14 protein-coding genes are annotated in these 11,594 nt (G+C 65.0%); 5 read left to right on the top strand and 9 right to left on the bottom strand.

Going from position 1 to position 11,594, the window contains the following annotated elements; genetic code table 11:
- Window positions 1–130: 130 nt before the first annotated feature.
- On the bottom strand, window positions 131–1,483 hold the full coding sequence (locus ACFRAU_RS19515) for an MATE family efflux transporter (protein ID WP_378001127.1): 1,353 nt from the start codon (window positions 1,481–1,483) through the stop codon (window positions 131–133).
- A 171-nt stretch (window positions 1,484–1,654) separates the two neighbouring features.
- On the opposite strand from ACFRAU_RS19515, the gene ACFRAU_RS19510 reads away from it, so the two are divergent.
- Complete coding sequence (locus ACFRAU_RS19510; RefSeq protein WP_378001126.1) at window positions 1,655–2,089, top strand: DoxX family protein; 435 nt, start codon at window positions 1,655–1,657, stop codon at window positions 2,087–2,089.
- A 162-nt stretch (window positions 2,090–2,251) separates the two neighbouring features.
- Here ACFRAU_RS19510 and aztD read toward each other — a convergent pair whose 3' ends face one another.
- Window positions 2,252–3,472, bottom strand: a complete 1,221-nt coding sequence (gene aztD / locus ACFRAU_RS19505) for a zinc metallochaperone AztD (RefSeq protein WP_378001129.1) — start codon at window positions 3,470–3,472, stop codon at window positions 2,252–2,254.
- Between the two features lie 319 nt (window positions 3,473–3,791).
- Here aztD and ACFRAU_RS19500 point away from each other — a divergent pair, with 319 nt between their 5' ends.
- The gene (locus ACFRAU_RS19500) at window positions 3,792–4,766 is read left to right on the top strand and encodes an acyl-CoA thioesterase (protein ID WP_378001125.1); all 975 of its coding nucleotides are present in this window, start codon (window positions 3,792–3,794) and stop codon (window positions 4,764–4,766) included.
- A 15-nt stretch (window positions 4,767–4,781) separates the two neighbouring features.
- Here the strand turns inward: ACFRAU_RS19500 and dnaB are convergent, their stop codons facing one another.
- Complete coding sequence (gene dnaB, locus ACFRAU_RS19495) at window positions 4,782–6,167, bottom strand: replicative DNA helicase (RefSeq protein WP_236805906.1); 1,386 nt, start codon at window positions 6,165–6,167, stop codon at window positions 4,782–4,784.
- 716 nt (window positions 6,168–6,883) lie between these two features.
- On the opposite strand from dnaB, the gene ACFRAU_RS19490 reads away from it, so the two are divergent.
- Together ACFRAU_RS19490 and ACFRAU_RS19485 are read left to right on the top strand one after the other, a co-directional pair.
- The gene (locus tag ACFRAU_RS19490) at window positions 6,884–7,339 is read left to right on the top strand and encodes a hypothetical protein (RefSeq protein ID WP_378001124.1); all 456 of its coding nucleotides are present in this window, start codon (window positions 6,884–6,886) and stop codon (window positions 7,337–7,339) included.
- Between the two features lie 2 nt (window positions 7,340–7,341).
- On the top strand, window positions 7,342–7,908 hold the full coding sequence (locus ACFRAU_RS19485; RefSeq protein ID WP_378001123.1) for a hypothetical protein: 567 nt from the start codon (window positions 7,342–7,344) through the stop codon (window positions 7,906–7,908).
- Between the two features lie 23 nt (window positions 7,909–7,931).
- Here the strand turns inward: ACFRAU_RS19485 and ACFRAU_RS19480 are convergent, their stop codons facing one another.
- Both ACFRAU_RS19480 and ACFRAU_RS19475 read right to left on the bottom strand, forming a co-directional pair.
- Entirely contained in the window at window positions 7,932–8,297 is a 366-nt protein-coding gene (locus ACFRAU_RS19480; RefSeq protein ID WP_378001122.1) for a zf-TFIIB domain-containing protein, read from the bottom strand.
- 37 nt (window positions 8,298–8,334) lie between these two features.
- On the bottom strand, window positions 8,335–8,961 hold the full coding sequence (locus ACFRAU_RS19475; RefSeq protein WP_378001121.1) for an FMN reductase: 627 nt from the start codon (window positions 8,959–8,961) through the stop codon (window positions 8,335–8,337).
- A gap of 108 nt (window positions 8,962–9,069) precedes the next feature.
- On the opposite strand from ACFRAU_RS19475, the gene ACFRAU_RS19470 reads away from it, so the two are divergent.
- A complete protein-coding gene (locus ACFRAU_RS19470) occupies window positions 9,070–9,492 on the top strand; it encodes a DUF1801 domain-containing protein (RefSeq protein WP_378001120.1) in 423 nt (140 codons plus the stop codon).
- A gap of 120 nt (window positions 9,493–9,612) precedes the next feature.
- Here the strand turns inward: ACFRAU_RS19470 and rplI are convergent, their stop codons facing one another.
- The 4 genes from rplI to rpsF all read right to left on the bottom strand — a co-directional run bounded on the left by rplI (window position 9,613) and on the right by rpsF (window position 11,396).
- Entirely contained in the window at window positions 9,613–10,065 is a 453-nt protein-coding gene (rplI, locus tag ACFRAU_RS19465) for a 50S ribosomal protein L9 (RefSeq protein WP_076799464.1), read from the bottom strand.
- Window positions 10,066–10,083: 18 nt separating this feature from the next.
- Window positions 10,084–10,323 carry a 30S ribosomal protein S18 gene (gene rpsR / locus ACFRAU_RS19460; protein ID WP_003800144.1) on the bottom strand — a complete coding sequence of 80 codons (240 nt, stop codon included), beginning with the start codon at window positions 10,321–10,323 and terminating at the stop codon, window positions 10,084–10,086.
- Window positions 10,324–10,453: 130 nt separating this feature from the next.
- Window positions 10,454–11,035, bottom strand: coding sequence for a single-stranded DNA-binding protein (locus ACFRAU_RS19455; RefSeq protein ID WP_377994879.1), 582 nt, complete (start codon window positions 11,033–11,035; stop codon window positions 10,454–10,456).
- A 55-nt stretch (window positions 11,036–11,090) separates the two neighbouring features.
- Window positions 11,091–11,396 carry a 30S ribosomal protein S6 gene (gene rpsF / locus ACFRAU_RS19450; protein ID WP_003800148.1) on the bottom strand — a complete coding sequence of 102 codons (306 nt, stop codon included), beginning with the start codon at window positions 11,394–11,396 and terminating at the stop codon, window positions 11,091–11,093.
- Window positions 11,397–11,594 lie beyond the last annotated feature (198 nt).

The following is an 11,594-nucleotide window of genomic DNA, read 5'->3' as shown; positions in this document are numbered from 1 at the left end:
GCGATCGGACAGCTCGAGTCCCTGGGCTACCAAGTCATTCTCGAACCCTTGCAACAAGCCGGCTAAGAAACCACAACCGTTAATTTTCATGTCAGTGCGCCAGCCTGTGGCGGCGAATCCAGGCGGCAACCTATGAACCAAGCACCATCCAGCGGTCCGTCCGGGCGCGGAGTCCCAGCGTCACGGCGCGGGCGCACATGTAGCCCAGCGAAAAAGCCACCCACACCCAAATCAGCGCCGCCGCGCCGCCGGCCCCGGCCAGCGGCACCGCAAGCAGCAGCGGAAGGTACACCGCAAGATTTACGACGCCGGCAATCGCCAGATACTTCGCGTCGCCGGCGCCGATCAGCACCCCGTCGAGGACGAACACGTACCCGGCGAGAGGCTGACCCGCGGCGAGGACCCAGAGGGCGGCGGTCAGTACCGACTGGACGCCGGAATCGGACGTGAAGAGGGCCCCGGCGAACGGGGCCACCGCGGCGAGCAGCACGCCGGTGGCCACACCGAAGCCGGTGCCCCAGCGGATCATGGTCCGGGTCAGGATCCGGGCCTTGCCGGGGTTGGCGGCCCCCAATTCCTTGCCGATCAGCGCCTGCGCGGCAATGGCCAGGGCGTCCAGCGCGAAGGCGAGGAAGGTGAATACAGTCATGGCAAGCTGGTGGGCGGCCAGGTTCACGGCACCCTGGGCCGTGACCACGAGGACGGTGGCGAGGATGGCGGTGCGCAGGCTCAGCGTCCGCAGCATGAGCCAGGAGCCCACCTGGGTCATGGCCCGGATCCCATGCCAGTCGGGCAGCAGGCTGACGCCGTGATGCCGGGCGTTGCGCTGCACCATCACCAGATACACCGCGGCCATGGCCCACTGCGCAATGCTGGTTCCCACCGCGGATCCGACCACAGAAAGTCCGAGGCCGTACACCAACACGAGGTTCAGCACGATGTTCAGCGAGAATCCCGCCGTGGCCACCACCAATGGCGTACGGGTGTCCTGCAGCCCCCTCAGCACGCCTGTCCCGGCGAAGATCAGCAGCATCGCGACCAGCCCGGGCATGGACCAGCGCAGGTAATCCACGGCGAAGGTGCGGATCTCCGGAGTCGGCCCCATGAGTCCGATCAGCGGCTCCGCGGCGAGGAACCCGGCCAGGGCCAGCACGGTGCCCAGCAGCAAGGCGAGCCAGACGCCGTCGCGCCCGGCAGCCAGCGCCCTGCCCAGCTGGCCATCCCCTACCGCCCGCGCCACGGCGGGTGTGGTGGAGTAGGCCAGGAAGACCATCAGCCCCACCGCAGTATGCAGCACCGCCGAGGCCAGCCCGACGCCGGCCAGCTGGGCAACGCCCAGGTGGCCCACGATGGCCGAGTCGGCGAGCAGAAAGAGCGGCTCGGCGATCAGCGCGCCAAAGGCGGGAACGGCAAGCCGGAGGATTTCACGGCCGTGGCTCTCGGGCTTTGGAATGGAAACGGCGGCGGAAGGCGATTGGGGCACGGAGCCAGCCTAACGGCCCAGGCAGCGGGCGAGGGCGAAAGATACCCACGACACATTAGTTGACACTTCAACAAAATTTCGGGACAGTGGAAGGGAAGCTTCACCCTGCGCGCTCCTGACCGCGTGCCCAAAGAGACAACCCCCCAATCGATCCGAACGGTGAGAATCTCCATGAACCAGTCCACCCAGACCACCACTGCACTGACGATCCTGCGGGTGATCGCAGGATTCCTCTTCGCCGCGCACGGCTGGCAGAAGTTCAGCGAATTCACCATCGCCGGCACACAGGCATCCTTTGCCAAGATGGGTGTTCCGGCCGCCGAGGTCGCCGCCCCGATCGTCGCCACCCTGGAACTGGCGGGCGGGATCGCCCTCATCCTCGGCGTGCTGACTCGCGTCTTCGCTGCCCTGCTCGCCCTGGACATGCTTGGCGCCCTCTTCCTCGTCCACGCCTCGGCCGGAGTTTTCGTCGCCACCGGCGGCTACGAGCTGGTCCTCCTGCTGGCAGCCGGGGCAGCAGCCATCGCCGTGGCCGGAGCCGGCCGCCTTTCGGCGGACGCTGCCCTCTTCGGCCGCCGCGAATCAAAGCTCAAGGTCCTCGCTTAATACTCCCGGAAACACAGCATCGCCCAAGGGCGGTGACTGTCCGGAAAACAACGACGGCGGCTGCTCGCCTGGCGCTTCGGCGCCCGGTGTGCGGCCGCCGTCGTTTTGCTTTTCTTCAATCGGTTCTGCCGGTCGCTGTTGATTCGGCCAACTGCTCTTGGTTCAGCCGGTGACGCCGGTCAGTTCATCCGGCGAGTGTGGCAGCTGCGCAGTACGAATGACCTTTCCCGCGTTCAGGTCCACGGCGTGGAGTTTCCGGGTCGCCGGCTCGGTTACATAGGCGGTGGAGCCCTGGACATACAAGGTGGGCCGCGGGTCCTGCCACGCCTCGGGCTCCTGCCAGGCCGGCACGACGGGGACGGTGGACATGGTGGCGCCGGTCAGCGGATTGAGAACGTGCAGCGCGCCGTCAGTGCCGAGGACCAGCGCCTCCCCGGCTGGCCCGCGGCCCAGCGACCGGAAGGAATAGCTCGTACCAAGCTCCACCAGCTTCAGGGCCTTGGTGTCGGTGTTCACCAGCGAAATCCTGGTGGGCCGCTCCAGAACCGCTTCCTTGTCCACCTTGTAGTCCCCGAGCACCACGGGCGACGCCGCCGAACCGGCCTGGTTTCCCATCCGGCCATAGGCGTCAGGACTGGAAATCTTGGAGAACTTCCCGTCCCTGAATACCAGCATCCCGTCTTCACATCCAAAGGTCACGGTGTTTTCGCGAGCCACAGCCTCACCGTGGACGCCGGGGCAGCTCTGGCTCCGGAGGACCTGCTTGCGCTCCCGGGCCGTCCCAGCGGCGGGGCCCAGGAGTGCCACAGCGCTGCGGGCATTCTCGTCCCCCACGGTCACCAGCAGCTTGCCGTCCTCCAGCTCCACAGCCACGCCATGGTGGGCCTCGGGCGCGGTGTAGGTGGACACTTCCGGAAGCCCGTCTTCCGCCAGCCCTCCGAGGGCGGCCGATTCGAAGGACTGCACCGCGCCGGACCCGTCACTGAACAGGACGGTCCTGCCGGCGTGCCGCACCACATGGCCCGGCTTGCTCGCCTCGAACGCATGATCCGCCAGCGCGGGCCGGGCGGCATAGGAATGGCCATGGTCGCCATGGCGCTCGGTCCAGGTACCCGCATCCAGGACGCGGAACGAGTCGCCCGCCGCCACCAGGACGTGGCGGCCGTCCCCGGCAGGGCTAATGCGGTTGTAGCCGTCCAGCGCGACGTCTCCCGCGGGCTCAAGGGTTGCAGCGTCCAGCACTCCGAGGCCGCCGGCGTACGTGTAGGCCAGGCGCGGTTTTGGGGCCCGAAGCTCAGTGGGTTCTGCGGTCTCCCCGCGCGGGGAGGGGCTGGCGGAATTTTCGGCGGCACTTTGCGCGGGGCCGGCGGCGCAGCCTGACAGCAGCAGGGCAACTCCGCAGACCGCCGTCAGCGGCGCCGCGAGCGGGGGCCTGCGCGGGTTTAGTGGCTTGGCTGGCAGCCTTGCGAACGGCCTCGTGAATGGCTCGTTTGGGCGGTCGCGTCGGTGGTTGGCTATCGGGTCAGCAAGTGTGAATCGTCTCGTCAACATGCACTAATGATAATCATTATCGTTAGTATGGGAACGACTCTTTCTCTTTCATGACGCGGGCTGCACGGGCCGGCCGTCTCTTATGGCGCCGGTGCGCTGGATTGTGAAGGCCCGGATCCGCCCGCAGCAGAGCGGTCAGTAAACTGCGACCATGAGCGAGACTGACGCCAACTCAGTAACCCTCCGATTCCTTGCCGCCCCCATGGACGTGGGCCACAGCGGATCCGTTGACGCCGGAACGGTGCTTGAGTGGGTGGACAAGGCCGCCTATGCGGCCGCCGTGGGCTGGGCCAAGTCCTACTGCGTCACCGCCTATGTGGGGAACATCCACTTTGCCGATCCAGTAAACATTGGCGACATGGTTGAGGTCACGGCCACCATCGTCTACACGGGCCGCTCCTCCATGCACATCCGAACGGTAGTTTCCTCCGGGGATCCCAAGGGCGGGCCAGCCACCATGCGCAGCCAGTGCATGGTGATCTTTGTAGCGGTGGGCGAGGACGGGAAACCCGTCCCGGTGAGGCCGTTCGAACCGGTAACGCCGGAGGAGCTGGAACAGCGGGACCACGCCCTGGCCCGGATCGGGATCCGCGAGCAGATCGTCGAAGCCATGAGCGCCCAGGAATATACCGACGCCGGCACCGCCGAGCGCGTCGTCCTGCGGTTCATGGCGGCACCCACCGACGTGAACTGGGGTGGAAAAGTCCACGGCGGGATCGTCATGAAATGGATCGACGAGGCCGCATATGTCTGCGCCTCACGCTACTGCGGCCGGGACACAGTGGCTGTCTTTTCCGGCGGCGTGCGCTTCTACCGGCCGCTGCTGATCGGCCACGTGGTGGAGGTGGAGGCCCGGCTGGTTTACACGGGCACCAAGGGCATGCACATTGCCGTACACGTCCGCTCCGGGGACCCCAAGGGCCGCGAACTCAACCTGACCACGTACTGCCTCACCGTCATGGTTGCCCGCGACGCCGAGGGCACCTCAGTCCCCGTCCCTGCATGGACCCCCGTGTCCGAGGAGGACAAGCGGCTCCACGCCCACGCACGGGAGCTCCTGGAAATCAGGGCAGCAGCCCCGGGAAACAGGCTGCCCAACCACCTGCTGCAGTCGCAACCGCACTAGCAACACCACCGCAGCCTAGAAGCCGCCGCCTCCGCCGGCATCCCCCGCCATGTTGGCGAACCGCGAATAATGGCCCTGGAAGGCGACCACGATGTCCTTGGTGGGGCCGTTACGGTGCTTGGCGATGAGGATGTCGGCCTCACCCGCGCGCGGGGACTCCTTGTCGTAGACGTCCTCGCGGTGCAGCAGGATCACCATGTCGGCGTCCTGCTCGATGGACCCCGATTCACGCAGGTCGGAGACCATGGGACGCTTGTCCTGGCGCTGTTCAGAGCCACGGTTCAGCTGGGACAGCGCGATGACGGGGACCTGCAGCTCCTTGGCGAGCAGTTTCAGCGCACGGGAGAACTCGGAGACTTCCTGCTGGCGGGACTCCACCTTCTTGCCCGAACTCATGAGCTGCAGGTAGTCGAGGATCACGAGCTTGAGGTCGTGCTGCTGCTTGAGCCGGCGGCACTTGGCCCTGATCTCCATGAGGGACATGTTGGGGCTGTCGTCGATGAACAGCGGGGCATCATTCATGCGCCCCATGGTGGTGGCGATCTTGGACCACTGCTCATCCTTGATGGTGCCCTTGCGGAGGTCCTGCAGGCCGATGGTGGCCTCGGCGGACAGCAAACGCATCGCGATCTCGTTGCGGCCCATTTCCAAGGAGAACATCACCGTGGCGAGGTTGTTCTTGATGGCGGCCGAACGGGCGAAGTCCAGCGCGAACGTGGACTTACCAACGGCCGGTCGGGCAGCGATGACGATCATCTGGCCCGGGTGCAGGCCGTGGGTCAGCTCATCGAGCTCATAGAAGCCGGTGGGGACACCCACCATGCCCTCGCCGCGGTGGCCTGAGGCCTCGATCTCATCCACGGTGGACTCCATGACGTCCTTCAGGACGACGTAGTCTTCCGCTGTGCGGCGTTCGGCGACCGCGTACACCTCCGCCTGGGCCTGGTTGACCAGGTCTTCCACCTCGCCGTCCTGCCCGTAGCCGAGCTGCACGATCTTGGTGCCCGCATTGACCAGCCGCCGGAGCACGGCGCGCTCTGCCACGATCTCGGCGTAGTAGCCTGCATTCGCGGCCGTGGGTACCGTCTGGATGAGCTCATGGAGGTAGGCGGGACCGCCGATGCGGTTGATCTCTCCGCGCTTGGTCAGCTCGTCGGACACTGTGACGGCATCCGCGGGTTCGCCGCGGCCGTAGAGGTCGATGACGGCCTCGTAGATGGTTTCGTGGGCAGGGCGGTAGAAGTCCTGCCCCCGCAGGATCTCAACGACGTCCGCAATGGCGTCCTTGGAGAGCATCATGCCGCCCAGGACGGACTGTTCTGCCGGAATGTCCTGCGGAGGTTTACGGCTGCCCTCGGATTCGCGGGTACCTTCGATTGAGTCCAGGTGCGTAACTGACAAAGCTGCCGTCCTCCATTGTGTCCGCAGTCCGTGCAGGAGGACTGCGGCGCGTGTGCCGTGTGCCGTGGGTGGGCCGCGCAGCGAATCTGCTGCCCGGGCTAATGCAACTACACCAGCAGGCCCTGACATTTTTCGGTCCGGGCGGTTGAACCCCGGCGACGCCTCATCCACAGGTTTTCCACAGGGCAGCACGAATATGCCGGAGTCCGGGTAATCGCCGGCTCCGGTCTTCAGGCCGGAAGGGAAAACTCACCCGAATGGGGTGTCTCCGCTACGTTAGCGCCCGGCTGGCCACTCACAAAGCCCGCAGTTCCGCACCTCTGTGGATAACGTGTGTACAAGCTACTGCTGCTTGTGCACAGCCTGTGGGGGAAGCTGTGGATAGAAAGTTTCTTTGCGGCATATATGCCGTCTGACCTGCGGAAACATTCAAATTTTGCTGTGGACAAGTTTAATTTTTTCACCAACCTTCATCCACAGCCTTAACCGCCTACTGGGGATACTGGCGGGTAATTCCACCGTTGGAGGGCGATTTCGCCGCCTCCATTCCCATTTTGTGATACGGATCACCGGCATATGTCCGGAGCCGTCGCTGCATGCATGCCGCCTGGACGAATCTTCCGGCCCAGGGTCACAACCGGCAGCACCACGGGGCCGCACCATGCGCAGGCGGGCATATGCTGTGGATAACGCGGATCTGGCGTTAAGCTCTAGGTATGGGCGACGTTCTGACAGTCTTGGTTCCTGCCCTTGTCCTCGCTGCAGCCCTCTGGGCTCTCGCTACGGCACTGAAGCCGCGTGATGGGGGCATGTCCGACGCGGACCGCTACCAGCTGGATCTGGCCCGGCGTTCCCAAGCCCATTACGCAGCCCAGGTTCAGGCGGCCCTGGCGGCCCGGGCACGCATGGAGGCGGCAGCCCTGCCAAGCCAGAACCGGCAGCAGCAGATCCAGCAGGATCAGCATCGTCCGGCGTCACCTCCAGGACATCCTGACTACCCGCACGGCTCGTACCCCGCGGCACTTGCGCCCGGGACCACGCTGAACCCGCAACTGGCGCTGCAGCTGCAGACATTGGTGCGCAACGGGCAGAAGATCCAGGCGATCAGGCTTTTGCGTCAGGCCACCCATTCCAACCTTTTGACCGCCAAGCAATATGTAGATCGGCTGTAACCATGGAATCGCTCCTGATCCCCTTCCTGATCCTCGTGGCCGTGGCCGTCGCCGTGGTCCTGGCGGCACGTGCGTTGAGCCGCCGCCGCGCTACGGTCAGGGAACCGGCCAAACCGCCGGTGGAGTCTGCAGAGCTGGCACGGGAGGCCGCCGCCAAGCTGTCCGAGGATGAACACCGGCGGCTGTATGCGCTCATCGCCCAAGGCCAGGCCATGGCGGCGATCAAGCTGTACTACGAGGTGTCAGGAGAGGGCTTGCGCTCATCTCGGGACGCGGTGGCAGCGCTGGCAGCCCACCCGCAGCCTTTCCGCCCACCGGCACAGGAGACCAGCGAACCCGAGGACGACGACGAGCCCCCGCAGCGGTTCCCGTACCGGTACCGGGCCATCGCCAGCAAAGGCGATGTCACCCGGGAGGTCAGCAGCAACATGCTCAATGACGAGATCTACGGCCGCATCCGCACGCTGGCCAAGAGTGGCAACATCGAAGCGGCCGCCACGGCGCTGACCCGGCACTCAGACATCACCATGAAGCAGGCGCGCGAATTCATCGCCCTGCTGGACGACTAACTGCCGCCGGGCGGCCGGAGCACCTAGAAGTCGAACAGGTCCCCCAGCCAGCCTTCCTTCTTCTTATGGCGCCGCCGGTCATAGTCGCGGTCGTACCCCTTGTCACGGTCGTATCCCCTGCCATAGCCGCGGTCGTCGTACCGCGGCTGGTCACGCCGCGGTTCCACGTTGCCGTACAGCGGCGGAGGAACCATGCCCGGCGCGGGTGACGCCGGAGCTGGTGGCACGGGCGCCGGAGGTGCCGCCGGCGCACGGCCGTTGACCCGGTCGATGATTTTGTCCAGTTCGCCGCGGTCCAGCCACACACCCCGGCACTGCGGGCAGTAGTCGATTTCCACCCCGCTGCGTTCGCTCATGACCAGGTCCGAAGAATCAATGGGACATTTCATGCCCGGCACAACGAGCGGGTGCTGCGATTAGTTCGCCTTACTGCCCACCGGAGATCCCGGCCAGCAGCTGTTCAAAGGGCAGCGACTCCAGCAGGGCCGGCTTGCGGCCCGGCTGGTCCCCTTCCAGGAGGCGGCTGAACTCTGCCGCCGCCCGTTCGATCCGCACCGAAAGGGGGGTACCGCCGTCGTCGGTGTATCCCCAGTCCTGGGGGCCGGCGAAGACGGCCGTGGCCGCGGTCCGCGTGCGCAGGTAGCTGAACAGCGGGCGCATGGCGTGGTCCAGCACCATCTGGTGTCGGTCCGTGCCGCCGGTGGCCCCCACGAGGACAGCCTTGCCGTCCAGCGACTTGGGGTCGAGTACGTCAATGAAGGACTTGAAAAGCCCGCTGTAGGACGCGCTGAACACCGGTGACACCGCGATGATGCCGTCGGAGGCCTCGACACCGGCGATCGCCTCTGCCAACCGGGGCGGGGCGAAGCCCGTGACGAAGTTGTTGGCGATGTCCACGGCCAGGTCTCGGAGCTCAACAACGTGGGTGGCCACCTCGTACCCGGCAGCCGTGAGCTCCCGTGTGGCGGCGGCGGCCAGCTGGTCGGCCAGCAGGCGGGTCGACGACGGCACTCCCAGGCCGGCGGACAGAACGGTTACGCGGCGGGTCTCCATGGCGGTCTCCTCAGATCGGCGCTGTATATGCGTTTGCATCTATTCGCTCAACCCGGGACGACCGTCCTTTATTCCGCTGCCCAGCAGGCGGCCCAGTACACTGCGTCCATGGCGGAGAACAAGACACAGGTGACCGGGGTTTCGGCGGACGACTTCATTGCGGCTGTGCGGCACCCGGTGCGCCGGCAGGACGGCCTGCGCCTGCGTGCCCTCATGGCGGAACTGACGGGCCAGGAACCGGAGATGTGGGGTCCCACGATCGTCGGATTCGGCCGGGTGCACTACAAGTACGCCACCGGGCGCGAAGGCGACACTGCCGCGGTGGGGTTTTCTCCCCGAAAAGCCAGCCTCTCGCTGTATGGCCTGACGGATGCACCGCAGTCGGCTGCACTCCTCGACCGTCTGGGAAAGCACAAAACCGGCGCCGGCTGCCTCTACATCAACAAGCTCGCCGACGTCGATGAAGCCGTGCTGGCCGAGATGATCAGCATCGGCTACCGATACGGCACCACGGTCCTGCACAGCCGGTAGGCAGCCCGCCGGAAGCCGACGGAACGACGAAGCCCCCGCCGTCGGATTCCCGGAGGAATCCGACGGCGGGGGCCGTCAGCAGTTCAGGACTGCGGAGTGATCCGGCAAACGCCGGACCTACTACTTGCCTGCGACTACGTCGAGTTCGATCACAGCGGCAACGTCGTCGTGCAGACGGACGTTGGCCTGGTAGGAACCGACCGACTTGATGTGAGCCGGCAGTTCAACCTTGCGCTTGTCGATGCTGCCAAGGCCTGCGGCCTCAACAGCGTCGGCGACGTCGGCCTGCTTGACCGTGCCGAACAGGCGGCCGCTTTCGCCGGCCTTGACAACCAGCTTGACCGGCTTGGCGGACAGAGCGGCGGCCTGCTTCTGAGCATCTTCCAGGGAAGCGTGCTCGCGGGCAGCGCGGGCAGCCTTGATGGACTCAACCTGCTTCTCGCCACCCTTCGACCAGGTCAGGGCGAAACCGCGGGGCAGCAGGTAGTTACGTGCGTAACCGTCCTTGACCTCGACGACGTCGCCAGCAGCACCGAGACCGGTTACTTCGTGGGTCAGAATGAGCTTTGCCATGTTAGTTAATCCCTTTCCTTAGCCCCGGCCAGCGCCGGAGTAGGGCAGCAGGGCAACTTCGCGGGCGTTCTTGATTGCCTGGGCGATCTTGCGCTGTTCCTGCACCGTGACGCCAGTGACGCGACGGGCGCGGATCTTTCCGCGGTCGGAGATGAACTTGCGCAGCAATGCTACGTCCTTGTAGTCGATGACGGTGATGTCAGCGGCCTTCAAGGGGTTGGACTTTGGTTTGGGCTTACGGAGTTCAGCCTTAGCCATCGTGGAGCTCCTATTCTAGGGAGCCCGTGAATCGTGATCCACGGGATGGTGGTGGCCCGACCGCGGCAGGAGCAGAGCGTGCCGGATGGAACGCTTTGGCGGATGCTGCGCCGGACCTTTGTTTTGTTGTTTAGAAGGGAGGTTCGGAATCCGGGCCGTTGCCCCATCCGCCGCCAGCGTTGCTGACCCCGGGCGTGGCCCACGGGTCCTCCTGCTGCGCTGCGGGCTGGTTGCCGCCCCAGCTTCCTCCGGTGTTGCCGCCCTGGTTTGCACCCTGGCCGCCACCGAATCCACCGCCACCGAATCCGCCGCTGTTGCCGCCGCCGAAACCGCCCTGGCCGCCGGAGCGCTGGGTACGGTTGACCTTGGCATTGGCGTAACGCAGGCTCGGGCCGATTTCGTCGACTTCGAGCTCGATAACGGTGCGCTTCTCGCCTTCCTTTGTTTCGTAGGAACGGCTCTTCAGGCGGCCGGAAACAATCACGCGGGTGCCCTTGGTGAGGGACTCGGCGACGTTTTCTGCTGCCTCGCGCCATACCGAAGCACGGAGGAACAGGGTTTCCCCGTCCTTCCATTCATTGGACTGGCGATCGAAGGTGCGAGGCGTGGACGCAATGGTGAAGTTCGCTACTGCCGAACCTGACGGTGTGAACCTCAGTTCGGGGTCATTGGTGAGATTACCGATGACCGTAATAGTGGTTTCGCCTGCCATCTACTGCCTCCTTGTTCGTTCCTGCGGGGTAAAGAATGAAAGTTGGGAGCTGAAATTACTCAGCAACAACCTTCTGCTCTTCGGGGCGGATGATCTTGGTGCGCATGATGGTCTCGTTGAGACCCAGCTGGCGGTCAAGTTCCTTGGCGGTAGCCGGCGTCGCGGTGAAGTTCACCACGGCGTAGATACCTTCGGACTTCTTCTTGATGTCGTAAGCCAGACGGCGACGGCCCCAGATGTCAACCTTTTCGATGGTTCCACCATCGTTCGTGATGACGTTCAGGAACTTCTGAAGCGACGGCTCTACGGTACGCTCTTCGACCTCGGGGTCGATGATTACCATCAATTCGTAAGGACGCATATGTGAACCCACCTCCTTTGGGCTAAGCGGTTACGGTATTTCCGTAACAGGAGGTTCATTTGCGATGCCGTACGCGCCCACACCCAAAAATGGACCAGGGCGCAGCACAGACTTCACTAGCTTAGTGCATCGGCGAGGAATTCCGCGATTCGGACAGCTCCAAGGCTACTGGGCCCGGCAGTGGGCAGGAAGTGCCGG

Origin of the sequence: Arthrobacter sp. NPDC056691, from assembly GCF_042791415.1 — a bacterium.
Taxonomy (GTDB): Bacteria; Actinomycetota; Actinomycetes; order Actinomycetales; family Micrococcaceae; genus Arthrobacter.
The sequence above is the reverse complement of the archived record's forward strand: the minus strand, read 5'-3'. Positions and strand labels throughout refer to the sequence as shown.

Bases quoted from the DNA above. Each gene is read 5' to 3' on its own strand.
- ACFRAU_RS19510 (WP_378001126.1), top strand. From the start codon at position 1,655: ATGAACCAGTCCACCCAGACCACCACTGCACTGACGATCCTGCGGGTG.
- ACFRAU_RS19500 (WP_378001125.1), top strand. From the start codon at position 3,792: ATGAGCGAGACTGACGCCAACTCAGTAACCCTCCGATTCCTTGCCGCC.
- ACFRAU_RS19490 (WP_378001124.1), top strand. From the start codon at position 6,884: ATGGGCGACGTTCTGACAGTCTTGGTTCCTGCCCTTGTCCTCGCTGCA.
- ACFRAU_RS19485 (WP_378001123.1), top strand. From the start codon at position 7,342: ATGGAATCGCTCCTGATCCCCTTCCTGATCCTCGTGGCCGTGGCCGTC.
- ACFRAU_RS19480 (WP_378001122.1), bottom strand. From the start codon at position 8,297: ATGAAATGTCCCATTGATTCTTCGGACCTGGTCATGAGCGAACGCAGC.
- ACFRAU_RS19475 (WP_378001121.1), bottom strand. From the start codon at position 8,961: ATGGAGACCCGCCGCGTAACCGTTCTGTCCGCCGGCCTGGGAGTGCCG.
- ACFRAU_RS19470 (WP_378001120.1), top strand. From the start codon at position 9,070: ATGGCGGAGAACAAGACACAGGTGACCGGGGTTTCGGCGGACGACTTC.
- rplI (WP_076799464.1), bottom strand. From the start codon at position 10,065: ATGGCAAAGCTCATTCTGACCCACGAAGTAACCGGTCTCGGTGCTGCT.
- rpsR (WP_003800144.1), bottom strand. From the start codon at position 10,323: ATGGCTAAGGCTGAACTCCGTAAGCCCAAACCAAAGTCCAACCCCTTG.
- ACFRAU_RS19455 (WP_377994879.1), bottom strand. From the start codon at position 11,035: ATGGCAGGCGAAACCACTATTACGGTCATCGGTAATCTCACCAATGAC.
- rpsF (WP_003800148.1), bottom strand. From the start codon at position 11,396: ATGCGTCCTTACGAATTGATGGTAATCATCGACCCCGAGGTCGAAGAG.